The sequence below is a fragment of the Paracoccus albicereus genome (assembly GCF_024359525.1).
Classification (GTDB): domain Bacteria; phylum Pseudomonadota; class Alphaproteobacteria; order Rhodobacterales; family Rhodobacteraceae; genus Paracoccus; species Paracoccus albicereus.
The window spans coordinates 107,726-131,948 of sequence record NZ_JAKZEU010000004.1; the positions used below are offsets into that span (position 1 = coordinate 107,726).

Sequence of the window (24,223 nt, forward strand, 5' to 3'; positions counted from 1 at the left end):
ATGAAGGGCGATCCAAAGACGCTCAAGGCGCTGGAGCGGTTGGCCCGGATCAAGGCTGATCGCGAGTTGAAGAAATTCGCGGCCTTCAGCCTGCATGTCAGCGCCGCTCGCGCACGCGTTGAAGGGTTTCAAACCGCGCTTCTGCAAGCGCATCAGGCCGCTTCACCCCTGTCGCTGCCCGAGGCACGGGCCGCCAACGCGCAGGCCGGGCGCACGGCGCGGCAATTGATTCAGGCTGACGCCGAGCTGGCCCGAATGCTGCCCCGGTTCGAAGTTGCACGCCAACAGGCGTCACGTGATTTTGGCCGCGCCGAAGTGCTGTACGCCCTGGCGCGCCGCGCCACGAAGCCCGGCTGATCGGAGCGGTCTTCACCCATTGGACAGCCCCCGACCAAGCTGCTAGGACGAGCCGAACCAATCGCGAGGGCGCCCGATGCTGCAATCCGACCTGGCCGCCGACTCTCAGGACAGCCGCAAGATCTGGACTGCGGCCGAAGGGCGCGCGGTCTTCGACCAGCCGTTCATGGACCTGCTGTTTCAGGCCCAGACCGTCCATCGCCGGCATTTCGACGCGAACCGCGTCCAGATGTCGCGGCTTTTGTCGATCAAGACGGGCGGATGTCCCGAGGATTGCACCTATTGCAGCCAATCCGCGCGTTACGATTCCGGCCTGTCCGCCAGCAAGCTTCTGGAAGTCGAGCGGGTGATCGCCGAGGCCCGCCGCGCCCGCGATGCCGGTGCCACACGTTATTGCATGGGGGCGGCCTGGCGCAGTCCCAAGGAACGCGACATGGCCCAGATCACCGCGATGATCGAAGGCGTGAAGGCGTTGGGAATGGAAACCTGCATGACGCTGGGGATGCTCGATGCCGGGCAGGCGCAGCGTCTGAAAACCGCGGGCCTCGATTACTACAACCACAATATCGACACCTCCGAAGCGCATTACGGCAACGTCATCACGACGCGGACCTTTGCCGACCGGCTGGACACGCTGCAAAACGTCCGCGACAGCGGCATCAAGGTCTGCTCGGGTGGCATCTTGGGCCTTGGCGAGGGCAATCAGGATCGGGTCGAGATGCTGGTCACGCTGGCGAACCTGTCCGAACCGCCGGAAAGCGTGCCGATCAACATGCTGATCCCGGTCGAGGGCACACCCTTGGCCGATGCGCCGCCCGTCGATGCGATCGACTTCGTGCGCACCATCGCCACCGCACGCATCATGATGCCGCGCTCGCATGTCAGGCTGTCCGCAGGCCGGACCGAGATGTCGGATGAGACGCAGGCCCTGTGCTTCATGGCCGGCGCGAACTCTATCTTCGTTGGCGACACGCTGCTGACTAAGGACAATCCGGGCGAGGATGCGGACGCACGGCTGTTCGCCAAGCTGGGTCTGCAGCCGATGGCGGTGCATGAACATATGCCCGAAGCGGTTCCAGCGGGTCAGGTCGAGGCCCGTCCGACCCGCGATCCCGCAATCCCGGTGCTGCGCTGATTTGACCCGGCTCGCCGTCTATCACGCCGATCTGGCCCGGCTGCGGGACCAGACCCGGCTGCGGCGTCTGATGCCGCGCGACGGGGTCGATTTCGCCTCAAACGACTATCTCGGTCTTGCGGGGTCGCCCAGGATGATCGCCGCTGTCCGCGCCGCGCTGGACCGGGGCGTGCCGGTCGGTGCGGCTGCATCGCGCCTGTTGCGCGGCAATGAGCCCGAGCAAGAGACCTTCGAAGCAGAGGCCGCCGCCTTCTTCGGCGCCGAGGCGGCCTTGGGCTTTGGTGGCGGCTATGTCGCGAATTTCGCGGCGCTGTCGACCTTGCCACAACGAGGCGACCTGATCCTGATGGACGACCTGTCGCATGCCAGCACGCATGAAGGCGCGCGTGCGGGACGCGCGCAGGTGGCCAGCTTCCAGCATAACGACGTCCAGCATGCCGTCGACCGCATCGCGGCCTGGCGCAAGGATGGGGGGCGCGGCGCGGTCTGGCTGAGTGTCGAAAGCCTCTACAGCATGGACGGCGATGTCGCGCCGCTGGATGATCTGGCTGCGGTTGCAGACGAAGAGGGCTTTCTGCTGGTGGACGAGGCCCATGCCACCGGCGTCTTTGGCCCCGAGGGGCGCGGCCTTGCTCATCATCTGGAAGGCCGCGAGAATGTCGTGACGCTGCACACGCTGGGCAAAGCGCTTGGCGGCTCTGGCGCGCTGGTTTGCGGTGCCCGCGCCCTGATCGATTTTCTGGTGAACCGGGCGCGTCCCTTCATCTTCGCGACAGCACCCTCGCCGCTGATGGCGGCTGCGGGACGCGAAGCGCTGACGATCCTGCGCGACGAACCCGAGCGACGCGAAGCACTGCAGTCGCGGATCGCGCTGTTCGGATCGGAACTGGCGCGTCGCCTGCCGCAGCTTCGTCCCAGCGGTAGCCAGATCGTACCTCTGATCGTCGGCGGCGACGCCGAGACGATGCAACTGGCCGAGGCGGTGCAGGCGCGCGGTTTCGATCTGCGCGGCATCCGCCCGCCGACCGTCCCGCAGGGCACGGCGCGACTGCGCGTGTCCTTGACCCTGAATGCGAGCGAGGACGACATCCGTCGTCTCGTCGAAACGCTGGAGGATCTATGGCCCGCTTCGTGATTTCCGGGACTGGCACCGACATCGGCAAGACGATATTCGCCGCCGGTCTTTGCCGACTGATCGGCGCCGATTACTGGAAGCCCGTCCAGTCGGGGCTTGCAGGCAACGTCCCTGTTCCAGCCGATGCTGGGCAGTCACACCCCCTGGCCGGTTCGGATTCCGCTGTTGTCGCGTCGCTTTCGGGCGCAAGAACGCACCCGGAAGCGCACGTGCTGACCCAACCCCTGTCACCACACCGTGCGGCCGAACTGGACGGAATCACGCTCGATCCCGCTTCGATGACCCCGCCCGATGTCGATGCGCTGGTGATCGAAGGGGCGGGCGGCGTGCTGGTGCCGCTGACGCGTGATGCGCTGTTCGCCGATCTCTTCGCGCGCTGGCAGATCCCGGTGATCGTGATCGCCTCGACCGGGCTCGGGACGATCAGCCATACGCTTTCGGCACTGGAATCGTTGCGGGCGCGCGGTGTGCCGGTTCATGGTGCTGCCTTCGTGGGCGACGACAATCCCGACAACATCGCAACGATCGGGGCAATGGGTTCGGTCCGAATCCTTGGTCGGCTTCCCTGGCTCGCCGATCCCAGTCCGGATGCCCTGGCCCGCGCGATGACCGAACATTTCGACCCGAAGGATTTCGCATGAGCGCTGTCTGGCACCCTTTCACTCAGCACGCGACCGAGCCTGCACCGCCCCGGATCGTCAAGGCCGAAGGTGCTTATCTGACGACCGATGACGGTCGTCAGCTGATCGACGCGATATCGAGCTGGTGGGTGACTACGCATGGTCATCGCCAGCCGCAGATCATGCAGGCGATCCGCGAGACGTCGGATCAGCTGGACCAGATCATCTTCGCCGGGCTGACCCACGATCCCGCCGACCGGCTGGCCGACGCGCTTGTCGAGATGGCGCCAGAGGGGCTGACCCGCGTGTTCTATTCGGACAGCGGCAGCACCGCGGTCGAAGTGGGGCTGAAGATGGCGCTTGGCTATTGGCGCCACACCGGTGGCACGCGGCAGCGGATCGCGGTCATGGAACATTCCTACCACGGCGACACGATCGGCACGATGAGTGTCGGTGAACGCGGCGTCTTCAATGCAGCCTATGAGCCACTGATGTTCCGCGTGGACAGGATACCCTTCCCGCAGGGCGACGGTCGCGCGACGCTCGATGCCTTCGAGGCACTTGCCGCGGGCGGAGAGATCGCGGCACTCATCGTCGAGCCGCTGGTCCTCGGCGCGGGCGGGATGATGATGTATCCGGCTGCGGTGTTGCGGGGCCTCGCCGACATTTGCCACCGCCACGACGTGCTGCTGGTCGCCGACGAGGTCATGACCGGCTGGGGCCGGACAGGGCAAATGTGGGCCTGCGATCATGCGGGCGTTTCCCCGGACATCCTGTGCACCTCGAAAGGGCTCACGGGCGGCGCGATACCACTGGCCGCCACGCTGGCCAGCGATCGGGTCTTTCAGGCGCATTATTCGACTGATCGCAGCAAGACCTTCTTCCACTCCAGCAGTTACACCGCCAATCCCATCGCCTGCGCGGCGGCCCTGGCCAATGTCGCGCTGTGGCGATCCGAGCCGATGCAGGACAGGTTGGATAGACTCGGCAAGATGCAGCAGGAGCGGCTTGATCGGCTTTCCGCTAACCCGCGGTTCGAAAACCCACGCCGTCAGGGGACCATTGCAGCGATCGACCTGAAGGTCCGCGATGGCGGCTATCTGGCCGAGGCGGGACCGAAGATGCGCGCGCATTTCCTTGATCGCGGCGTGCTGCTGCGTCCTTTGGGAAATACCGTCTACGTGCTGCCGCCCTATTGCGTGACCGCGGATGACCTCGATCAGGTCTGGGGCGCGATCGCCGACTGGCAGGGCTGATCGCCGTGCCTAAAGCATGAACGTCACTCGCGGTGATACGGGCCGCCGGCCAGAATCGTGGCCGCGCGGTAAAGCTGCTCGGCCAGCATCACGCGGGCCAGCATGTGCGGCCAGACCATCCGCCCAAAGCTGATACGCAGATCGGCGCGCTCGCGAAGCGAAGGCGCAATTCCGTCTGCACCACCGATGATGAAGCACAGATCCCGCGCCCCGTCGCGTGCGCATGCGATCCGATGAGTAACGTCGGGCGAGGTGATCTGATCGCCGCGTTCGTCGAGTGCGATAACCAGCGCACCGGTCGGGATTGCACGTGACAGCAAGTCCGCCTCGGCCTCCATGCCGCCGCCGCGCCTATCCTCTACCTCGACTACCTCGACTTTCGGCAAACCAAGTGACCGCCCCGCCTTGGCGAAACGGTCGAGATAATCCTCGATGAGCGTCAGTTCGGCGCCGCGCCGAAGCTTGCCGACGGCAGCGATGACGATCCGCACAAGTCAGCCTGCGTCAGTGCGTGGCGGGACGATCCGCGCGCACGCGAGCCAACGCGTCCGAAGGCATCCACATCTTCTCCAACTGGTAGAAGTCGCGGACCTCGGGGCGGAAGACGTGGACGACCACGTCGTCGGTGTCGATCAACACCCAGTCGCCCGCATCCTTACCCTCGATCCGGGCGGTGCGGCCAGTGGCATGTTTGTAGCGTTCGGCCAGTTTCTCGGCAATCGCGGCCACCTGCCGTGCGCTGCGCCCCGAGGCGATGACCATATGGTCCGCCATCGTGGAACGTCCGCGCAAATCGATGGAAACGATGTCCTCGGCCTTGTCGTCTTCCAGCGAGGACAGGATGCGGGCAAGGACCTCGTCTGCGTTCAGATCTTGGCCCGCGGCGGTCGCGGTCGGCGTGATTGCCGTCGTGACGTCTTGAGACAGGGTGTCATCCTCCGGTCAGCGCGCCGAACGTCCCCCGGCGCAGGGGATACCCTAAAGATAGCATCTTTTCGCCCCATCTCAATCGCCGGACACGAATTCGGGACGCGGCGGCACTTCCCTGCCTTGGCTGACGGCAATCGTGTCGTTCAGCACACGCACCTCGCGCTGAGGGAACGGGATCGAGATTCCGCTGGCCTTGAACGCATCCCAAAGCGCCAGAAAGACCTGCCCGCGCACGTTCGTCAGCCCGCCCTCGGCGTCCGTGATCCAGAAACGCAGCACGTAATCGACCGAATTGTCGCCGAAGCCGGTCACCCAGCAGACGGGCGTGCGATGCGGCAGCACGCGCTTGACCGTCATGGCGGCCTTTATGGCGACGCGGCTGACCTCGTGCGGATCATCGTTGTAGGACGTGCCGAAATGGATATCGAGACGAACGAAATTGTTGGTGTGCGACCAGTTGACCACCTGCCCGGTCACCAGATCCTCGTTCGGGATCAGGTATTCCTTACCGTCGCGTGTCACGACGCTGACGTAGCGCGCACCTAACTCCTCGATCCACCCGAACGTGTCGCCGATGCTGATGACGTCGCCCGGCTTCACCGACTTGTCGAGCAGGATGATCACACCCGAAACCAGGTTCGACACGACCTTTTGCAAGCCGAAGCCAAGCCCCACGCCGACCGCGCCGGAAAAGACCGCAAGCCCCGTCAAATCGAATCCGACGGCCTTCAGGCCGACAACGATCGCCACGGTGAACAGCACGACCTGCAGCAGTTTTGCGGTCAGCACCTGCATCGTCGGCGAGATGTCGGCATTGCGCGACAGCCGACCGCTGATCATCTGCGACAGCGTTCGCGCCGCGGCGATCATCAGGCCGGTGATGGCCAGTGCCTTGATCACCGTCAGGGCCGACAGCCGGAACTCGCCAAAGCTGATCGCCATCGAATCGAGGAAGGCCGAGACAGGGTCGAGCAGATCAAGGAAATAGAGCGTCACCCAAATCCAGGCGGCCCAGCTGACGATCCGTCGCAGGAAGCGGTTCGCAATGATGCGGACCAGAAAGCCGATAAGGACCCAAGCCGTGGCCACAAGCGCGGCAAGCTGGATCAGCTGACTGCGCGACGGCCAGGTGATTTCGCGCATGACCGCGACGGTCAGCCACGCGAAAACCATGAAGACGATCAGATGCAACCGCTGATCGATCAGGATGCCAAGGCGCAGCCGCCATTTCGGCCACCCCTCCTGCCGGCGCAGCCAGCCGGTCAGACGTGGCGAGAGTAATTGCTTGCCCGCCCAACCAAGCAGGATCAGCGCGCCGATGATAGCCAGCTGGTACAGACGCCAAGGCAGCAGCATATGCTCGAAGAACAGCCGGATCTGCGACCACAAACCCTGCGCGGCGTTGACGATCTCGGGCGAGACCTGATCCATCGCTCTCCCCAACTGCTGGCTTGATTAGACAGGCAGCACGGCGTTGCCGCAAGGGCGCCGATATTGCCCTGTCTCGCGCGCTGCGCTACATGTCGCGCCCATGACGCGATATTTCGATATCCACGACCGCGCCCGCCTGCCGGGACGGTTCTACGGCGAAAGCCTAGGCGTGACCGCACGACTGTGATGTCGTCGGCGTGGGGTTGCCCCGCGCCTGTTTGCCAGCTTTTCCCACACAGCAGCCATTTTCAGGACACGCCATGACCGGCCAGCCACGCACGCTTTATGACAAGATCTGGGACGCCCACGTCGTCGACCGCCAGGACGATGGGACCTGCCTTCTGTATATCGACCGCCATCTGGTCCACGAAGTGACCAGCCCGCAAGCGTTCGAAGGTCTGCGCATGACCGGCCGAGGCGTCCGCGCGCCCGACAAGACCATCGCGGTCCCCGATCACAACGTGCCCACCACCGACGGGCGCGAGACGCATATCGACAACGCCGAATCGCGCATCCAGGTCAACGAGCTGGACAAGAACGCCCGGGAGTTCGGGGTGCATTACTACCCCGTGACCGACGTGCGCCAAGGGATCGTCCATATCGTCGGACCCGAACAGGGCTGGACCCTTCCCGGCATGACCGTCGTCTGCGGCGACAGCCACACCGCGACGCACGGCGCCTTCGGTGCGCTCGCCCACGGCATCGGCACGTCAGAGGTCGAGCATGTTCTGGCGACGCAGACGCTGATCCAGTCCAAGTCGAAAAACATGAAGGTCGAGATCACCGGCAGCCTGCCGCCGGGCGTGACGGCCAAGGACATCACCCTGACCGTGATCGGTCGCACCGGCACCGCCGGCGGCAACGGTCATGTCATCGAATATTGCGGCCAGGCGATCCGGGATCTGTCCATGGAAGGCCGCATGACCGTCTGCAACATGGCGATCGAGGGCGGCGCCCGAGCAGGCCTGATCGCACCGGACGAGAAAACATTCGCCTATGTTCAGGGCCGCCCGCATGCACCGAAGGGCGCGGCATGGGAGGCGGCGCTGAACTGGTGGCGCACGCTGAAATCCGACGAAGGCGCGCATTTCGACAAAGTCGTGACCATCGCCGCCGAAGACATCGCACCCGTCGTCACCTGGGGCACCTCGCCCGAGGACGTTCTGCCGATCACCGGCACCGTTCCCGCCCCCGAGGATTTTGCCGGCGGCAAGGTCGAGGCCGCGCGCCGCAGCCTTGAATACATGGGCCTGAAGCCCGGCACGCGGCTTCAGGACATCGCCATCGACGCGGTGTTCATCGGGTCCTGTACCAACGGCCGGATCGAGGATCTTCGCGCCGCCGCGGCGATCCTGAAGGGCCGCAAGCTGGCCGACGGACTGCGTGGCATGGTCGTCCCCGGCTCGGGTCTGGTTCGTGCGCAGGCCGAGGAAGAAGGTCTGGACCAGATCTTCCTCGACGCCGGGTTCGAATGGCGGCTTGCCGGCTGCTCGATGTGTCTTGGCATGAACCCCGACCAGCTGAAGCCGGGCGAACGCTGTGCTGCAACAAGCAACCGCAATTTCGAAGGGCGTCAGGGCTACAAAGGCCGCACGCATCTGATGTCGCCGGCAATGGCGGCGGCGGCGGCGGTCACCGGCCGGCTGACGGATATTCGTGAACTGACCGGCGCGACGGTCTGAGGCTCAGGCGGCGCGATGACCTGCGGGTGATCGCGTCCGCCGCTCACCCTGAACCGAAGGACGATGTGACCGCCGACGCTTGCGCCTGGATGGCGGGCGCGTGAGGTGGCGCAACGCATTCACAGCGATGAGCCCGACACCCAGTATCTCCAGCATGGCGGCAAGGCTGATCATCGCTACCGGGCGTTCCAGCACCCGGTCCAGGCCGTGCAGGCTGACCATCCGAAGCCCGGCCAGATCGACCAGAAGCAGCATCCCCAGCGCCGCAGCCCAGTTTCCACGCAGGTGGCGCCGCGCAGCGACGATGAGGATGGTAAACAGAAGCGCCGCGACCACCACGATCATGGCGACCAAGGCGCCCTGAACGCCGCCCCGTCCGCCATACCAGCCGTCACGTCGCGCGATGCATTCGCCAAGCGCCGCGACCACCCATTGCGCGCCGATCGCCTCGTTGACGGCGAGCGCCGCCGAAACCACGACGACCAGCCGCCAGAAGGTGCGCCCAGCGCTGCGCCCGCGCAGCCTCAGCACGATAACGGCGAGAGCGGCACAGGTGGCATACGCGCCGACCGTTGCCCAGCCGAGCGTGCTGGTATGCGCCGGGCCGGCCTGCCCAGCGACGGCAAGACAATCGAGAAAGTCGGTCAGGGTCATCGGCGAGGCGATCCGAAGCTTATCAAGCAAAGGTGAACATGCCACAGCACAGTCGGCCAGCCTAGCCCGCCACCAACCAGACAACCGCCTGGACGTCATTTCACAATCGCGGGTTGTCGGCCGATCCGTTGCCGGCCCTGCTGATTGTCGCAATCAGCGCGCCGTCGCAGGGAAGCGCTTGAATCGGCGTCCTCACGGATTCGCATCCGGGCGGCTTGGCCGCTCATTCTTTTTCTGCGATAGAGTTTCCGGCCCTTGGCGGCCCGACGCACGAAGGACTCACCCGATGGACAAGTTCACCACCCTGACCGGAATCGCGGCACCGATGCCGCTGGTCAATATCGACACTGATATGATCATCCCCAAGCAGTTCCTGAAGACGATCAAGCGCTCGGGCCTGGGCAAGAACCTGTTCGACGAGATGCGCTATGACAGCGACGGCAACGAGGTGCCGGACTTCGTCCTGAACCAGCCCGCCTATCGCGAGGCTGAAATTCTGGTTGCCGGTGACAATTTCGGCTGCGGATCGTCGCGCGAACACGCGCCTTGGGCGCTGCTTGATTTCGGCATCCGCTGCGTGATCTCGACCAGCTTCGCCGACATCTTCTTCAACAACTGCTTCAAGAACGGCATCCTGCCGGTGACGTTGCCGCAGGACGCGGTGGACGTGCTGATGGATGACGCCCGCAAAGGCGCGAACGCGCGCATCACCGTCGATCTGGAAGCGCAGACGGTGACAGCTTCGGACGGCCAAAGCTTCGGCTTCGAGATCGACCCGTTCAAGAAACACTGCATGCTGAACGGGCTCGACGATATCGGGCTGACGATGGAAAAGGCTGCCGCCATCGACACGTTCGAGACCGAAATGGCGCAGGCGCGCCCTTGGGTCTGACGCGAGCGGCGCTTGCGGTCACGCTGGCGCTGATTCTGCCTGTTGCGGCTTTGGCCGAGACGATCCGCATTGCCACCTATTCCCCCGACCTGACCCGGCGCGGACCCGGCCTGCTGCTGCGCGACATCCTGTCGGGCGATGATCCGCAAATCGCGGCGGCGGCCGAAGTCATCGCCCACGTCGAACCCGATGTGATTCTGCTGACCGGTTTCGACTGGGATCTGGAAGGCCGTGCGCTCGATGCGTTTGCGTCGCTTCTGGCCACAGATGGGCTGGACATGCCGCATCGCTTCGCCGCGCAGCCGAACAGCGGCATGGCCACCGACGCCGATCTGGACGGTGACGGACGCACAGGCACGCCGCGCGACTCGCAGGGCTACGGCGAGTTTACCGGGCAGGAAGGGATGCCGGTGATGTCGGGCCTGCCGCTGGGCGAGGTCACGGATTACAGCGCGACGCTGTGGCGCGACCTGCCGGACGCATTGATCCCTGAGGGCGGCGCACCGGACATTCAACGGCTCTCCACCACTGCGCACTGGGACGTGCCGGTGCAGGTCGGGGCGCAGGCGCTGCATCTGCTGGCGTGGTCCGCGACGCCGCCGGTCTTCGACGGGCCCGAGGATCGAAACGGCCGACGCAACCACGACGAGGCGGTCTTCTGGCTGGACCACCTGCCTGCTGATGCGCCTTGGGTGCTGGTCGGTAACAGCAATCTCGACCCCGAGGATGGAGAGGGCCGGCGCGATGCGATCGCCCGGCTTCTGACCGTGGCACAGGACCCACGTCCGGCGGGCGAGTGGCAACCGCCGCAGAGCGGCGCGAACGCCACACATCGCGGCGACCCCGCACGGGACACCGCTGACTGGGACGATGAGGATGGCGATCCCGGCAACATGCGGGTGGACCTGATCCTGCCAGCACAGGGGTTGGAGGTCGCGGGTTCCGGCGTCGTCTGGCCCGATCCCGAGACAAAGCTGGGGGCGGCTGTCGCCACGGCGTCACGCCATCGCCTCGTCTGGGTCGATCTGGCGCTGCCCTAGCTGACGCGTTTCGCGGCCAGCAAATGCCGGTCCAGCACCTGTAGGAACCTCGCCCTGTCGGCCTTGCCGAAAGCGCGACCGCCGCCCTGATGAAACGGATCGGCAGCGCGGATGTCCGCCATCAGATCGCGCGTGGCCAGCCGCGGGCCGATATTGGCGATGCTCAGCACCTCGCCGTCATGGGTCAGCACCGCCGCACCCGCCTTCAGGCAGCGATCGGCCAGCGGCAGGTCGGCGGTGACGACGACGTCACCCGGCCCGCAATTCTCGGCGATCCACTTGTCGGCCTCGTCGGGCCCCTCGGCCACGATCTTCAGCGTGACCAGCGGGTTGGCAGGCAGGCGCAGCCCGCCGTTGCAGACCAGGACCATCGGCACCCTGTGGCGCGTCGCCACACGCTCCGCCTCGGCCTTGACCGGGCAGGCATCAGCGTCGATGTAGAGCGTCGTCAATCGCGCAGAAGTTCGTTGATCGAGGTCTTGGACCGCGTTTTCGCGTCCACCCGCTTCACGATGACCGCGCAGTACAGGTTCACGCCGTTCTTCGAAGGCAGCGAGCCTGCGACGACGACCGAGCCCGCGGGTACCTCGCCATACATGACCTCGCCCGTCTCGCGGTCCACGATCTTGGTGGACTGGCCGATGAAGACCCCCATGCCGAGGACCGAGCCTTCTCGAACGATCACGCCCTCGACCACTTCCGAACGGGCGCCGATGAAACAGTGATCCTCGATGATCGTGGGGCCGGCCTGCATCGGCTCCAGCACGCCGCCGATGCCAACGCCCCCGGACAGGTGCACGTTCTTGCCGATCTGGGCGCAGGACCCGACCGTGGCCCAGGTGTCGACCATCGTGCCTTCGTCCACATAGGCGCCGAGATTGACGAAGGACGGCATCAGGACGACGCCCTTGGCGATATGCGCGGACCGGCGAACGATGCAGTTGGGCACCGCGCGAAAGCCAGCCGCGCGCCACTGGTTGTCGCCCCAGCCCTTGAACTTGCTGTCGACCTTGTCCCACCAGCCGCCGCTCTGCGGCCCGCCCGGCTGAATTTCCATGTCGTTCATGCGGAAGGACAGCAGGACCGCCTTCTTGGCCCATTGGTTGACGTGCCAATCGGTCCCGCGCTTTTCGGCCACGCGCAGCGTGCCGGCATCAAGGGCGTCCAGCGTCTCTTCGACCGCCTCGCGAACCTCACCCCCGGTTGTGGGCGTGATCTCGGCGCGGTTTTCCCAAGCCTTTTCGATGGCGGATTCAAGTTGCTCTGACATGGATCGGCCTTTCTGCGGGTGGCATCGGTGTTGATCGGGCTATAAGCGGGGCTGACCCGGGGCGCAACGCCGCGCCCGGTCGAGACGGGGAATTTCATGAAGACCGAAGACGATCGCGGCCATCCGTTCCGCGCCAGCCGCCAGGACGCCGCGACCGCGAGCCACATCCCGGATACGCCACAGACGCGGGCACAGGCATACCGTCTGGCCTATACCGATCTGGATTTCCTCATGCGCGAGGAATTGCGGCCGGTGCGGTTCCAACTGGAATTGCTGAAGCCTCAGATGATGATGGACGAGGCTGGGATCGAGTCCACCGTCGTCATGTTCGGCGGCGCGCGCATTCCTTCGCCGGACGAACGCGAGCGTGCACGGACGAAGACCCTGGCCGATCTGTCGGTGTTCTACGACGAAGCACGCAACTTCGCCCGCGTGATGACGGAACGCAGTCTGGCGGGCGGCGGCGGTGAATTCGTGATCTGCACAGGCGGCGGGCCGGGCGTGATGGAAGCGGGCAATCTTGGCGCCCAAGAAGCCGGCGGGCAGTCGATCGGCCTGAACATCGTGCTGCCGCATGAACAGGCGCCCAACGAATACGTCACCCCGGATTTGTCGTTCAATTTCCATTACTTCGCGATCCGCAAGATGCATTTCCTGATGCGTGCGGCGGCGATCACCGTGTTTCCCGGTGGGTTCGGGACCCTAGACGAACTGTTCGAGACGCTGACGCTGATCCAGACCGGACGGATGAGACCGGTTCCGGTCCTTCTGTTCGGGCGCGAGTTCTGGGAAAGGATCATCGATTGGCAGGCGCTGGCCGACGCCGGGACGATCAGTGACAGCGATCTGGGCCTGTTTCACTTCGTCGAAAGCGCTGACGAGGCAGTGGCGATCATCGACCACTGGACACCCAAGCCTCGGCGTGAACCGCCCCCCGAAGCGCGATGAGCCAGATACTGGAGATGCTTGCATGTGCGGCAGATTCGTCGATCCGAACCTTCGCGGAAGTGACTGGGATTTCTCGGAGCTGAAGATCGATCCGCTTCCGCGCCGCTTCAACGTCAAGCCGACCGAGACGGTCCTGATCCTTGCCAAGTCACCGCTGCAGGGCTTTCACGCGCGCTGGTGGCTGATCCCATCGTGGCACAAGGGCGAGATGAAGGACTGGAAGGCCGCGACCTTCAATGCGCGGATTGAGGATGCGGCGAACAAACCCGCCTTCCGCGCGGTCTGGAGGCATGGACGTTGCCTGATCCCCACGGCGGGTTATTACGAGTGGACCGGCGAAAAGGGTGCAAAGCAGCCGCATTTCATTCATCCCGACGGTAATGCGGAAACGATGTTTTTCGCTGGGCTCGCCTCACGCTGGCAAGATCTGCTGACCTGCACGATCCTGACCCGGGCGGCCAATCCCGCGGTCGACGGGCTGCATCACCGCATGCCGGTCATCCTGAACGCCGACGAGCGCGACGCCTGGCTGGGCGGCAGCGATGATCCCGACCTTGGCGCAGGCGCGCGGCTGGCGCACCATCCGGTTGCGCGGTTCGGGATCAAGGATGACGGCGAGGCCCTGATCGAGCCGTTCGAAGCCTAGATCAGCCGGCCGCTTCGGCCGCGATCTCTGCCCGACTTTTCCGGCCGCGCTCGGTCGCGGATTTCAACTGACCGCAGGCAGCCATGATGTCCTCGCCGCGCGGGGTCCGGATGGGGCTGGCGTAGCCGGCCTTGTGAACGATGTCGGCAAACGCCTCTATCCGTTCCCACGAGCTGCGCTTGTAAGGTGCGCCGGGCCATTCGTTGAACGGGATCAGGTTGATCTTCGCCGGGATACCGCGGATCAGCTTGACCAGACGGCGAGCGTCGTCGTCGCTGTCGTTCACGCCGTCGAGCATCACATATTCGAAGGTGATGCGTTCGCTGTTCGACAGCCGCGGATAGTCGCGCAGCGCGCCCAGAAGCGTGTCGATGTTCCAGCGCTTGTTGATCGGGACAAGCTTGTCGCGGACCTCGTCAGTCGTGGCGTGGAAGCTGACAGCCAGCAGGCAGCCGATCTCTTCGGCCGTGCGCGCGATCTCGGGCACCACGCCGGAAGTCGACAGCGTGATCCGCCGGCGCGAAAGGCTCAGCCCCTCATTGTCCATGACGACCTTCATCGCGTCGCGGACCGCCTCGAAATTATACAGCGGTTCGCCCATGCCCATCAGCACGACGTTCGAGATCAGGCGCGTTTCGTCCTTGGGCGCACCGGGTTCGGGCCATTCGCCCAGATCGTCGCGGGCCAGCATCACCTGACCGACGATCTCGGCCGGGGTCAGGTTACGCACCAGCTTCTGCGTGCCGGTGTGACAGAAGGAACAGGTCAGCGTGCAGCCGACCTGCGAACTGATGCACAGCGTGCCGCGCGTTTCTTCGGGGATATAGACCGCCTCGACCTCGTGCCCGCCGGCAATGCGCAGCAGGAACTTGCGGGTGCCGTCGGCGCTGACCTGGCGGGTGACGACCTCGGGCAGCGCGATCTCGAACCGCTCGGCCAGCATCGACCGGTAATCCTTGGCGAGATTGGTCATCTGCGCGAAATCGCGCACGCCCCAATGATAGACCCACTGCCAGATCTGGCCCACGCGCATCTTCGCCTGCTTCTCGGGCGTACCGGCGTCCAGCAACGCGTCGCGCAACTGGTCGCGGGTCAGGCCGACGATGTTCGTCCGGCCCGTCTGCGGCAGTTTGCGCGGGATGGTCATTACATCCTGAGTGATCGGCGTATCGGCCATGGCGGCACCTGGATAACGGCGGAAAGGACGGCAGATAAGCGAAACGGGCGACCGAATCAACAGCCGCCCGTCCGAAAGCGTCAACTCGCGTGCCTTACTGGCAGCGTTCCTTGGCGGTGTTGGTCGCGGCGGTGATGCCCGACAGCGAGAACGTGTCCTGCGTCAGCGTCCCGCGAGAGGATCGGGCCGAGACCACAGCGCTGGAACCCGCGCGCAGGGCGCTGATCAGCCGCGCATCGTCCGACGGGCTGCCGGTCCAGGCGCTTTCGCCTTCGGTGAACAGATTGAACTTGGTGCCCCCGATATCGACCTCGACCGTGCTGTCGGGCGCGAAGGGGTAACCGCCGGTAAAGGACACTTCACCTTCCTGTCCCGGGCGATAGGCGACGTACAGACGGATGTCGCCGCGCGTCACCTCTTTGGCATTGCCTTCACTGTCGGTGTTCCGCGTCGATTCCGGCGGCGAGACCGCCCAGCATTCACGGGGATCGTCGGCGGCGAACACCGTCCAGACGCCCTCGGTCGCAACGACGTTGCTCGATTCCTGCGCGGTCGCCGCGATCGGCCCGGCAATCCCGACGCCAAGGGCCGTCGCGGCCAATACGGCACGTAGCTTGGATGATTTCATGCTCTGGCCTCCTGCATCATCGCCTGTTATCCGGCGTTCAAGCCCATTGCGGTCGCCAGTGCAACCGCCTGATGGGGACGATAGCTGATAATGCCGGCGCCGAGAAAGAGGCGACGGCGAGAAATCGCGTAAATGTCAGGGATTAGGGCGATGGCGGCGGCGGATCTGATCGAATTGTGGCGCGGCGGGATGCTGGAAAGCGTCCATCGCGGTCATGCGGTGATTTGCGACAGCAAGGGCATCGTCGCGGCCTGGGGCGATCCCGACGCGATGATCTTTCCGCGCTCGTCCTGCAAGATGATCCAGGCGCTGCCGTTGCTAGAATCAGGCGCGGCGGACGCCGCGGGGCTTGTACCACGGCAGCTTGCGTTGTCCTGCGCGAGCCACAACGGCGCCGCGATCCATGTGGACGCGGTCGACGCGTGGTTGAAGGCGCGGGGCCTGTCGGAAAGCGACCTGCGCTGCGGCAGCCACATGCCGGCCGACAAGGACGAGAACAAGCGCCTGACCTGCGGCGGGATTTCGCCCTGCCAGCTGCACAACAATTGCTCGGGCAAGCATGCCGGGTTCCTGACACTGAACCAGCATCTGGGCGCGGGACCCGACTACCATGACATCGATCATCCTGTTCAACAGGCGGCGAAACAGGCTTTCGAGGAGGTGACGCAGGAGACCTCGCCCGGATATGGAATCGACGGTTGCTCGGCGCCGAACTTTCCCTGCACGGTCACCGGCCTGGCGCGTGCCATGGCGAGTTTTGCGCAACCGCAGGGCGGCGTGCGGGGACAGGCAATGGAACGGCTGGTCCAGGCGATGTGTGCCTACCCCGAGATGGTGGCGGGTGAAGGCCGCGCCTGCACTGCGCTGATGCGTGCGATGGGGGGGCGCGTCGCGGTCAAGACCGGGGCCGAAGCGGTCTTCATCGCGATCCTGCCCGACCAGGGGCTGGGCGTCGCGCTGAAGATCATGGACGGCGGCACCCGCGCGTCCGAGGCAGCGATTACCGCGCTGCTGGTCCATCTGGGCGCACTGGAAAGCGGGCATCCGGTGGTCGGCAAGCTGTTGACCGATCCGATGCGGAACTGGAACGGGATCGCCTACGGCGAGATGCGGCTGGCGGCGGGCTTTCCGCGCTAGAGCATCTGCCAGATCAGACGCAATGCGAGTGCGGTCGATGTCACGACCAGAAGCGGCTTGATCAATCGAGAGCCGATCCGCATCGCCATCCGCGCACCGAAAAACGCGCCTGCCATCTGTGCCACGCCCATCGCCGCGCCCAGCAACCAGAGCGGCTGACCGGCCAAGGCAAAGACCGTCAGCCCGCCAAGGTTTGAAAACAGGTTCAACAGCTTGGTATGCGCCGTCGCCTTCAGGACGCCGTAACCCGCCAAGGTCACGAAGGCGATCATGTAGAAGGACCCCGCGCCCGGACCCAAAAGGCCGTCATAGAAACCGACGGCCGGCACGACCAGAAGCGTGATGAGCGCCGGCGCCATCCGGCGCGCTCGGTCCAAATCGTCAAGCCCGGGCTTGAGCGCGAAGAACGCGGCGACACCGATCAGCACCACCGGCAGGACGATCCGCAGAAGATCGGTGGGAAGCCATGCCACCAGCGCGGCTCCGGCCATGCCCCCTGCCCCGGCCATCGCCGCGGCGCGAGCCTGCGTCTTCGGATCGACCAGACCGCGCGCGGCGTAACTCGCCGCTGCAGTCGCCGCCCCGAAGATCGCTTGCACCTTGTTGGTTCCCAAAGCCTGCGCAGGCGGCAGGCCAGCCAGCAGCAGCGCCGGCAGCGTGATCAGACCGCCACCGCCAGCGATTGCGTCGACGAAACCGCCTGCGAAACCCGCCGCGACCAGCAGCAGGATCAGATCGACAGAAAGATCGGGCATCACGGTGTCACGAATTCGGCGGCGGTATAGCCCTGAAGGAACAGAAGCGCGGTCAGATCGACGTGGTCAATGCGGACGCGGGCGCGCTCGGCAACCACGGGCTTGGCGTGCAGCGCGACGCCGATCCCAGCCGCTGCCAGCATGTCGAGATCGTTGGCCCCGTCGCCAACCGCGATCGCATCGGTCGGCGTCAGGCCGCGCGCGGCGGCAATCTGATGCAACGCCTGAACCTTCGCCTCGCGCCCCAGGATCGGGCGGGCGACCTGCCCGGTCAACGCCCCGTCCTGCGTCAGCAGCACGTTGGCGCGATCCTCGTCGAAGCCCAGCCGCCGCGCGACCGCGCCGGTGAAGGACACGAACCCGCCGGACACCAAAGCCGCGTAGCCGCCATTCGCCCGCATCGTCGCGACCAGCGTGGCCCCGCCCGGCGCCATCGTGATGCGCGTTCGCAGCACGTCCTCGATGACGGATTGCGGCAGACCCTTCAACAATGCGACGCGCTCGGTCAGCGCCTCATCGAAGTCGAGTTCGCCGTTCATCGCGCGTTGGGTGATCGCGGCAACATGCGCGCCGACGCCCGCCTCGTCCGCCAGTTCATCGATGCATTCCTGATCGATCATGGTCGAATCCATGTCGGCCAGCAGCAGTCGCTTGCGCCGGTTCTCAGCGGGCAGCAACGCCATGTCGATCCCTGAACCGCGCAACTCCGAGCCGACCGCATCCAGATCGGCCGGAGCTTGAGGGATCGCGAATTCCGCTGCGCGGCCGGGGTCGAGCCAGCGCAAAGCCGTCCCGTCCCACTGTCGCCGCAGCGATTCGAGCAGCGCGGATTCCAGCGCGGACGTTGCGATCAGGGTGACGACGAACATGGCGGACCTCGGATGGGGCTGCCGCCCCTCTAGGCCCAAAATTTTCCTTGCGCCACCCGGCCCGGCGGCGGTATCGCGGCAAGTGGGACACCCCTCCCCAACGAGGGGCTTTTAGCTGGAAGGCTGAGCAATGAGCGATTTGAAACCGGCCGCGCGGCCGGCGAACCCGCGATTTTCGTCGGGGCCCTGCGCGAAGAACCCCACCTACAACCTGAATCAGCTTGCGGACGCGCCCCTTGGCCGCTCGCATCGTGCGTCCGTCGGCAAGGCGAAGCTTGCGCGCGCGATCGAGCAGACGAGATCGATCCTCGGCGTGCCTGCGGATTACCGGATTGGCATCGTGCCGGCTTCGGACACAGGCGCGGTCGAGATGGCGATGTGGACCATGCTGGGCTGTCGCCCGGTCGAGATGCTGGCCTGGGAAAGCTTCGGCGAGGGCTGGGTGACCGATGCGGTCAAGCAGCTGAAGCTGGACGCGACGGTGCGGGTCGCCGATTACGGCCAGATCGTCGATTTTGCAGAGGTCGATTTCGACCGCGATGTGGTTTTCACCTGGAACGGCACGACCAGCGGCGTGCGGGTGCCGTCGGGCGATGCGATTCCCGCCGACCGCGACGGGCTGACCATCTGCGACGCGACCAGCGCGGCCTTCGCGATGGACCTGCCCTGGGACAAGCTGGATGTGACCACGTTCAGCTGGCAGAAGGTGCTGGGCGGCGAGGCGGCACACGGAATGCTGATCCTGAGCCCCCGCGCGGTCGCGCGGCTGGAGAGCTTCACCCCCGACCGGCCGCTGCCCAAGATCTTCCGCCTGACCAAGGGCGGCAAGCTGATCGAGGGCATCTTCAAGGGTGAGACGATCAACACGCCGTCGATGCTGGCGGTCGAGGACTACCTCGTGGCGCTCGATTGGGCCGAAAGCATCGGCGGGCTTGAGGGTCTGATCGCGCGGGCGGATGCCAATGCCGCCGCGGTGCGCGATTTCATCGCGGGCAAGGACTGGATCGCTGATCTGGCAGAAGATCCGGCGACCGCTTCGACCACCAGCGTCTGCCTGCGCTTCACCGATCCGGCGATCAAGGACGGCGCGGCCTTTGCCAAGGCCGTCGCAAAGCGGCTGGAAGCGGAAGGGGTGGCGCTGGACGCGGGATCCTACCGCGATGCGCCGCCGGGCCTGCGGATCTGGTGTGGCTCGACCGTAGAAAGCACCGATGTCGCGGCGTTGATGCCATGGATCGAATGGGCCTATCGCGCCGAACTGGCCGCGCAGGAATAAGCGAAAGCCGGGGGCCAGCCCCCCGCGCCCCCCGGGATATTTCCATGAAGAAGAAGCATCCGCGAGGCATCGGCCCGGATGCAGCACAAGGGATGAACGACATGCCGAAAGTTCTCGTCTCGGACAAGCTGTCCGAAACCGCCGTCCAGATCTTCCGCGACCGCGGGGTCGAGGTCGACTACATGCCCGATTTGGGCAAGGACAAGGAGAAGCTGGCCGACATCATCGGCGGCTATGATGGCCTGGCGATCCGGTCCGCGACCAAGGTCACCGAAAAGCTGCTGGCACAGGCGGGCAACCTGAAGGTCGTCGGTCGCGCCGGAATCGGGGTCGACAACGTGGACATCCCGGCTGCCAGCAAGAAGGGCGTGATCGTGATGAACACGCCCTTCGGAAACAGCGTGACCACTGCGGAACATGCGATCGCGATGATGTTCGCGGTCGCCCGCCAGCTGCCCGAAGCCAGCGCCAGCACGCATGCCGGCAAGTGGGAAAAGAACCGCTTCATGGGGGTGGAACTGTTCAACAAGACGCTGGGCGTGATCGGCGCGGGCAATATCGGAGCCATTGTCATCGACCGCGCGCTGGGGCTGCACATGAAGGTGTTGGCCTATGATCCCTTCCTGTCCGAAGAGCGGGCGGCCGAACTGGGCGTGAAGAAGGTCGAGCTGGACGAGCTGCTGGGTCGCGCCGACTTCATCACCTTCCACGTGCCCCTGACCGACAAGACCCGCAACATCCTGTCGCGCGAGGCGATCGCCAAGCTCAAGCCGGGGGTGCGTATCATCAACTGTGCCCGCGGCGGGCTGGTCGACGAGGAGGCGCTGGCCGAGGCGTTGAAGGATGGTCGCATCGCCGGTGCTGCCTTCGACGTCTTCGCGGTCGAACCTGCGACGGAAAGCCCGCTCTTCAACCTGCCCAATGTTGTGGTGACGCCGCATCTGGGAGCCTCGACCAGTGAGGCACAGGAGAACGTGGCGATCCAGGTGGCCGAGCAGATGTCGGATTACCTGCTGACGGGCGCGGTGCAGAATGCGCTGAACATGCCCTCGGTCACCGCCGAGGAAGCCGCGGTGATGGGGCCGTGGCTGAAGCTGGCCGGACATCTTGGCGCCTTCGTGGGTCAGGCCACGGACGAGCCGATCAAGGCGATCAACGTGCTATACGACGGCGCCGTGGCCGAGATGAACCTGAACGCGCTGAACGCCTCGGTAATCGCGGGGGTGATGAAGGCGACCAATCCGGATGTGAACATGGTCTCGGCCCCGGTGATGGCGCGCGAACGAGGGGTGCAGTTGTCCACGACGCATCAGGCGCAATCGGGCGCGTTCGAGGGCTACATCAAACTGACCGTGGTCACGGCGGAACGCGAACGCTCGATCGCGGGAACGGTGTTCAGCGACGGCAAGCCGCGCTTCATCCAGATCCGAGGTATCAACATCGATGCCGAGGTGGGCGAGCACATGCTCTATACCCGCAACCGCGACGTGCCGGGCGTGATCGGCGCGCTGGGAATGACGCTGGGTGATCAGGGCGTGAACATCGGCAATTTCGCGTTGGGCCGGTCAGGGTCGGGCGGGGACGCGATCGCGATCCTGTATCTGGACGAGCCGATCTCGGCCGAGGCGCTGGCGGCGCTGCAGCAGACCGGCAAGTTCCTGCAGGCGCGCGCCCTGCGTTTCGAGGTCTGAGGCGGCGCGATGCGGTTCTACGCCATCGGCGACATTCACGGCGAGATCGATGCGCTGCACGCGGCGCACCGCCGGGTCGAGGCCGATGGCGGTCCTGACGCGCGAATCGTGCATCTGGGCGATCTCGTCGATCGCGGCCCGGACCCGCGTGCGGTGATCGAGCATCTGGTCGCCGGGCGCGCAGCAGGGCGGCCGTGGACCGTCCTACTGGGCAACCACGACCGACAATTTTCGACGTTTCTAGAGGACCCTGACTGGATCGATCCGGGCCTGTCTGAACCTCGGCACTGGACCGAACATCCGGGGCTTGGGGCGGCGGCGACGCTGCGATCCTATGGGCTCGACCCACGACAGCCGCGCGCGGCGCTTCACCGGGCGGCGTTGGCGGCAGTGCCCCCGTCGCACCGGCTGTTCCTGGCGGGCCTGCCGCGCTGGATCCTGACCCCTCAGGCGCTCTTCGTTCATGCAGGCGTCAGGCCGGGCGTCGATCTGCAGGCGCAGGCCGAGGACGACCTGTTGTGGATCCGTCGCCCGTTCCTCGACAGCCGGGTAGACCACGGCGTGCTGGTCGTACACGGTCACACGCCGGTTGAGGCGGTGGAGCATCACGGCAACAGGCTTGCGGTCGATACCGGAGCCGTCTTTGGCGGAGATCTGAGCGTCGTGGCGCTGGAATCGGACGGTTGCGTCGCCGTGCTGACAGAGGCCGGGCGCGTGCCGCTGAGCGCAGCTTGACCGTCCGGGCGAAACCACACCGGCACGGCAAGCGTTAGGCTCGCCGAACTCCGCTAAAGCAGGAACGCGCACGTGCCACGCCTGATCCCCATTCTCGCGCTTTGCGCGATGCTGCCCGCGCCGGCCTTGACCGAAGAGGTCGGTAAGGTCGGTGTCGACTGGGTCGGAAACGATATCGTCGTCGAGGCCATCGGCGACCCCAAGGTCCAGGGCGTCGTCTGCCACTTGGCCTATTTCGACCGGTCCGTGATCGACCGATTAAGCAAGGGCAACTGGTTCGAGGACCCATCGAACAGCGCGATCGAATGCGCGGCGACAGGCCCGGTGCGAGTCGGCGACATCGCGACGGGACCCGAAGGCGAGGAGGTGTTTTCCGAAGGCCGCTCGCTGATCTTCAAGTCGCTCCGCGTGAGGCGAATCTTCGACCAGCAGAACCGGGTGCTGATCTACTTGGCACATGCCCGCGAGCTGACAGAGGGTTCGGCCAAGATGGCGATCTCGACCGTACCGCTCGATCGGGTGAACCCGTAAAAGCCGTCCTATTCGACGCTGGATTTGCCCGCTAACGGGCGTTATGTAGTGCCCTTGGGGCGCTGGCAAACGAGGGCCGTGACCGGACGGCCGCTGCGGGAATAGGTGCGGGATGGACAATCTGGGGCGCGTTGCGAAATTTAGCCTGGGACAGGTCGTGCGGCATCGGAACCATCCGTTTCGCGGCGTGATCTATGACGTCGATCCGCAATTCGCCAACACGGAAGAATGGTACGAATCGATTCCCGAAGACGCGCGCCCGTCCAAGGACCAGCCCTATTACCATCTCTTCGCGGAAACCGAGGCGACCTATTATCATGCCTACGTCTCGGAGCAGAATTTGATCCCTGATTCATCGGGTGAGCCGATCGATCACCCCGAAATCAGTGAGCGGTTCGGCGACTTCATGGACGGGCATTACCCTGTGCAGGGCCTGCTGAACTGAAGACGCTCGCGCCGGTCTAAGTCATCTGATTTTGGACGCTGGGCCGCGAACCGTCGACGTCGTGTTATCGTCCTGTTTCGCATCACCCTGAGCGAAATTTCGCGATCAGGTCAGCCCGGATGACGCGTCCATGCGTTTGTGAAAACGCCACAGCGTCAGGCGGCTTCAGGTGTAAACGGGATGCTGAAGGCAAGAAAGTTGCGGCGCTCTTCCCGGTAATAGCACAGCGCCTGCGTCAGGTCCTGAATCAGGTACCATCCAAAGCCACCTTCGGGCAAAGCACCTTGGTCGATCTGCGGCAGGCTGCGCGGCAGCAGGCATTCGGAAGGGAGGCTTACGCCATCATCGGTGATCGCACAGGCGAGCCCGGATTCGTGGCGCACGATGCAAAGGTGGATCGACGGGCGAATGAATGCAGATGCCTGCTCTCCACCGTGTTTGGCCACGTTGTTCATGACTTCCGCCAGAACCAGTTCCAGCCGACCCATCGTGTCGTCGCTGACATCGCCGCTGAAACGTTTGCGGATATCGTTCAGGACCGTGCGCACATTGTCCAGCCGGGCCTCGAAGACGCGGTGAAACATCGGCTGACGCGGCCGTAATGTGCGCCCGCGTGGTTTAGGCTTGAAGGGAATGTTCGGGATCATGCCCGTTTCTCCTGCACGTTCTGCGCTGAAGGGTGAATCTTGAAGACCGTGTCCATCCGGGTCAGGCGGAACACCCGCTCGACATTCGGCGTCAGGCCGGCCAGTTCCAGAACCCGCCCCCCGGGCATCGCCTTGTGAACGGCGATCACCGCGCCCAGGCCGGAACTGTCCATGAACTCGATATTGGTCATGTCGAGGATCACAGCGGTCCGCGAGGTCATGACGATTTCGCGGATCCGATCCTTGAACCGTGTCGAGATCGCGGCATCGAGCCGTGATTCCTCGACCAGGATGGTCAGATGATCCTCGGCGGGGGTAACGGTCAGTTTCGGCATG

General features: G+C 65.0%; 28 protein-coding genes. 16 read left to right on the forward strand and 12 right to left on the reverse strand.

Annotation, left to right across the window (positions count from 1 at the left end):
- The 5 genes from MLD63_RS11600 (at position 1) to MLD63_RS11620 (ending at position 4,503) form a co-directional block, all read left to right on the forward strand.
- The gene (locus MLD63_RS11600; RefSeq protein WP_255330076.1) at positions 1 to 357 is read left to right on the forward strand and encodes a hypothetical protein; all 357 of its coding nucleotides are present in this window, start codon (positions 1 to 3) and stop codon (positions 355 to 357) included.
- 76 nt (positions 358 to 433) lie between these two features.
- A complete protein-coding gene (gene bioB / locus MLD63_RS11605; protein WP_255330077.1) occupies positions 434 to 1,492 on the forward strand; it encodes a biotin synthase BioB in 1,059 nt (352 codons plus the stop codon).
- A gap of 70 nt (positions 1,493 to 1,562) precedes the next feature.
- Positions 1,563 to 2,627: an 8-amino-7-oxononanoate synthase gene (locus MLD63_RS11610; protein WP_255330460.1), complete on the forward strand. Its 1,065-nt coding sequence runs from the start codon at positions 1,563 to 1,565 to the stop codon at positions 2,625 to 2,627.
- Positions 2,612 to 3,268, forward strand: coding sequence for a dethiobiotin synthase (gene bioD, locus MLD63_RS11615; RefSeq protein ID WP_255330078.1), 657 nt, complete (start codon positions 2,612 to 2,614; stop codon positions 3,266 to 3,268). The genes MLD63_RS11610 and bioD overlap by 16 nt, the downstream gene beginning before the upstream one ends.
- Complete coding sequence (locus MLD63_RS11620) at positions 3,265 to 4,503, forward strand: adenosylmethionine--8-amino-7-oxononanoate transaminase (protein WP_255330079.1); 1,239 nt, start codon at positions 3,265 to 3,267, stop codon at positions 4,501 to 4,503. Before bioD ends, MLD63_RS11620 begins: the two co-directional genes overlap by 4 nt.
- A 23-nt stretch (positions 4,504 to 4,526) precedes the next feature.
- Here MLD63_RS11620 and rlmH read toward each other — a convergent pair whose 3' ends face one another.
- The 3 genes from rlmH to MLD63_RS11635 all read right to left on the reverse strand — a co-directional run bounded on the left by rlmH (position 4,527) and on the right by MLD63_RS11635 (position 6,864).
- A complete protein-coding gene (gene rlmH / locus MLD63_RS11625) occupies positions 4,527 to 4,994 on the reverse strand; it encodes a 23S rRNA (pseudouridine(1915)-N(3))-methyltransferase RlmH (RefSeq protein WP_255330080.1) in 468 nt (155 codons plus the stop codon).
- A 13-nt stretch (positions 4,995 to 5,007) separates the two neighbouring features.
- Positions 5,008 to 5,406: a ribosome silencing factor gene (rsfS, locus tag MLD63_RS11630; RefSeq protein ID WP_255330461.1), complete on the reverse strand. Its 399-nt coding sequence runs from the start codon at positions 5,404 to 5,406 to the stop codon at positions 5,008 to 5,010.
- Positions 5,407 to 5,508: 102 nt separating this feature from the next.
- Positions 5,509 to 6,864 (reverse strand): mechanosensitive ion channel family protein, encoded by a 1,356-nt coding sequence (locus MLD63_RS11635; RefSeq protein ID WP_255330081.1) that lies wholly within the window; start codon positions 6,862 to 6,864, stop codon positions 5,509 to 5,511.
- 260 nt (positions 6,865 to 7,124) lie between these two features.
- Between MLD63_RS11635 and leuC the strand changes: the two genes are divergently transcribed.
- Entirely contained in the window at positions 7,125 to 8,546 is a 1,422-nt protein-coding gene (leuC, locus tag MLD63_RS11640; RefSeq protein ID WP_255330082.1) for a 3-isopropylmalate dehydratase large subunit, read from the forward strand.
- 3 nt (positions 8,547 to 8,549) lie between these two features.
- Here leuC and MLD63_RS11645 read toward each other — a convergent pair whose 3' ends face one another.
- Positions 8,550 to 9,200 (reverse strand): hypothetical protein, encoded by a 651-nt coding sequence (locus MLD63_RS11645; RefSeq protein ID WP_255330083.1) that lies wholly within the window; start codon positions 9,198 to 9,200, stop codon positions 8,550 to 8,552.
- A gap of 286 nt (positions 9,201 to 9,486) precedes the next feature.
- On the opposite strand from MLD63_RS11645, the gene leuD reads away from it, so the two are divergent.
- Both leuD and MLD63_RS11655 read left to right on the forward strand, forming a co-directional pair.
- Positions 9,487 to 10,092, forward strand: coding sequence for a 3-isopropylmalate dehydratase small subunit (leuD, locus tag MLD63_RS11650; protein ID WP_255330084.1), 606 nt, complete (start codon positions 9,487 to 9,489; stop codon positions 10,090 to 10,092).
- Positions 10,083 to 11,132 carry an endonuclease/exonuclease/phosphatase family protein gene (locus MLD63_RS11655; protein WP_255330085.1) on the forward strand — a complete coding sequence of 350 codons (1,050 nt, stop codon included), beginning with the start codon at positions 10,083 to 10,085 and terminating at the stop codon, positions 11,130 to 11,132. Before leuD ends, MLD63_RS11655 begins: the two co-directional genes overlap by 10 nt.
- On the opposite strand, the gene MLD63_RS11660 is transcribed toward MLD63_RS11655, so the two are convergent.
- Together MLD63_RS11660 and dapD are read right to left on the reverse strand one after the other, a co-directional pair.
- Positions 11,129 to 11,584: a YaiI/YqxD family protein gene (locus MLD63_RS11660; protein ID WP_255330086.1), complete on the reverse strand. Its 456-nt coding sequence runs from the start codon at positions 11,582 to 11,584 to the stop codon at positions 11,129 to 11,131. The genes MLD63_RS11655 and MLD63_RS11660 overlap by 4 nt on opposite strands.
- A complete protein-coding gene (dapD, locus tag MLD63_RS11665) occupies positions 11,581 to 12,402 on the reverse strand; it encodes a 2,3,4,5-tetrahydropyridine-2,6-dicarboxylate N-succinyltransferase (protein WP_255330087.1) in 822 nt (273 codons plus the stop codon). The genes MLD63_RS11660 and dapD overlap by 4 nt, the downstream gene beginning before the upstream one ends.
- Positions 12,403 to 12,498: 96 nt before the next feature.
- Here dapD and MLD63_RS11670 point away from each other — a divergent pair, with 96 nt between their 5' ends.
- Together MLD63_RS11670 and MLD63_RS11675 are read left to right on the forward strand one after the other, a co-directional pair.
- The gene (locus MLD63_RS11670; protein ID WP_255330088.1) at positions 12,499 to 13,350 is read left to right on the forward strand and encodes an LOG family protein; all 852 of its coding nucleotides are present in this window, start codon (positions 12,499 to 12,501) and stop codon (positions 13,348 to 13,350) included.
- Positions 13,351 to 13,372: 22 nt separating this feature from the next.
- A complete protein-coding gene (locus MLD63_RS11675) occupies positions 13,373 to 13,996 on the forward strand; it encodes an SOS response-associated peptidase (protein ID WP_255330089.1) in 624 nt (207 codons plus the stop codon).
- A gap of 1 nt (position 13,997) precedes the next feature.
- On the opposite strand, the gene rlmN is transcribed toward MLD63_RS11675, so the two are convergent.
- Both rlmN and MLD63_RS11685 read right to left on the reverse strand, forming a co-directional pair.
- Positions 13,998 to 15,173 (reverse strand): dual-specificity RNA methyltransferase RlmN, encoded by a 1,176-nt coding sequence (gene rlmN, locus MLD63_RS11680; RefSeq protein ID WP_255330090.1) that lies wholly within the window; start codon positions 15,171 to 15,173, stop codon positions 13,998 to 14,000.
- A 94-nt stretch (positions 15,174 to 15,267) separates the two neighbouring features.
- Positions 15,268 to 15,801, reverse strand: a complete 534-nt coding sequence (locus tag MLD63_RS11685) for an invasion associated locus B family protein (protein ID WP_255330091.1) — start codon at positions 15,799 to 15,801, stop codon at positions 15,268 to 15,270.
- 150 nt (positions 15,802 to 15,951) lie between these two features.
- Here MLD63_RS11685 and MLD63_RS11690 point away from each other — a divergent pair, with 150 nt between their 5' ends.
- Positions 15,952 to 16,938, forward strand: a complete 987-nt coding sequence (locus tag MLD63_RS11690; protein WP_255330092.1) for an asparaginase — start codon at positions 15,952 to 15,954, stop codon at positions 16,936 to 16,938.
- Here MLD63_RS11690 and MLD63_RS11695 read toward each other — a convergent pair.
- Together MLD63_RS11695 and serB are read right to left on the reverse strand one after the other, a co-directional pair.
- Complete coding sequence (locus tag MLD63_RS11695; RefSeq protein WP_255330093.1) at positions 16,935 to 17,693, reverse strand: TSUP family transporter; 759 nt, start codon at positions 17,691 to 17,693, stop codon at positions 16,935 to 16,937. The two genes, MLD63_RS11690 and MLD63_RS11695, sit on opposite strands and share 4 nt — an antisense overlap.
- A complete protein-coding gene (gene serB / locus MLD63_RS11700) occupies positions 17,693 to 18,562 on the reverse strand; it encodes a phosphoserine phosphatase SerB (protein ID WP_255330094.1) in 870 nt (289 codons plus the stop codon). Before serB ends, MLD63_RS11695 begins: the two co-directional genes overlap by 1 nt.
- Before the next feature lie 130 nt (positions 18,563 to 18,692).
- Here serB and MLD63_RS11705 point away from each other — a divergent pair, with 130 nt between their 5' ends.
- The 5 genes from MLD63_RS11705 to hspQ all read left to right on the forward strand — a co-directional run bounded on the left by MLD63_RS11705 (position 18,693) and on the right by hspQ (position 23,240).
- The gene (locus MLD63_RS11705) at positions 18,693 to 19,838 is read left to right on the forward strand and encodes a phosphoserine transaminase (protein WP_255330095.1); all 1,146 of its coding nucleotides are present in this window, start codon (positions 18,693 to 18,695) and stop codon (positions 19,836 to 19,838) included.
- 101 nt (positions 19,839 to 19,939) lie between these two features.
- The gene (serA, locus tag MLD63_RS11710; protein ID WP_255330462.1) at positions 19,940 to 21,529 is read left to right on the forward strand and encodes a phosphoglycerate dehydrogenase; all 1,590 of its coding nucleotides are present in this window, start codon (positions 19,940 to 19,942) and stop codon (positions 21,527 to 21,529) included.
- A gap of 9 nt (positions 21,530 to 21,538) precedes the next feature.
- Positions 21,539 to 22,264, forward strand: coding sequence for a metallophosphoesterase (locus tag MLD63_RS11715; protein WP_255330096.1), 726 nt, complete (start codon positions 21,539 to 21,541; stop codon positions 22,262 to 22,264).
- A gap of 108 nt (positions 22,265 to 22,372) precedes the next feature.
- Positions 22,373 to 22,795 carry a CreA family protein gene (locus tag MLD63_RS11720; protein WP_255330463.1) on the forward strand — a complete coding sequence of 141 codons (423 nt, stop codon included), beginning with the start codon at positions 22,373 to 22,375 and terminating at the stop codon, positions 22,793 to 22,795.
- Between the two features lie 112 nt (positions 22,796 to 22,907).
- The gene (hspQ, locus tag MLD63_RS11725) at positions 22,908 to 23,240 is read left to right on the forward strand and encodes a heat shock protein HspQ (protein ID WP_255330097.1); all 333 of its coding nucleotides are present in this window, start codon (positions 22,908 to 22,910) and stop codon (positions 23,238 to 23,240) included.
- Between the two features lie 155 nt (positions 23,241 to 23,395).
- On the opposite strand, the gene MLD63_RS11730 is transcribed toward hspQ, so the two are convergent.
- Positions 23,396 to 23,887: an ATP-binding protein gene (locus MLD63_RS11730; protein WP_369697003.1), complete on the reverse strand. Its 492-nt coding sequence runs from the start codon at positions 23,885 to 23,887 to the stop codon at positions 23,396 to 23,398.
- Complete coding sequence (locus MLD63_RS11735) at positions 23,884 to 24,222, reverse strand: STAS domain-containing protein (RefSeq protein WP_255330098.1); 339 nt, start codon at positions 24,220 to 24,222, stop codon at positions 23,884 to 23,886. The genes MLD63_RS11730 and MLD63_RS11735 overlap by 4 nt, the downstream gene beginning before the upstream one ends.
- Position 24,223 lies beyond the last annotated feature (1 nt).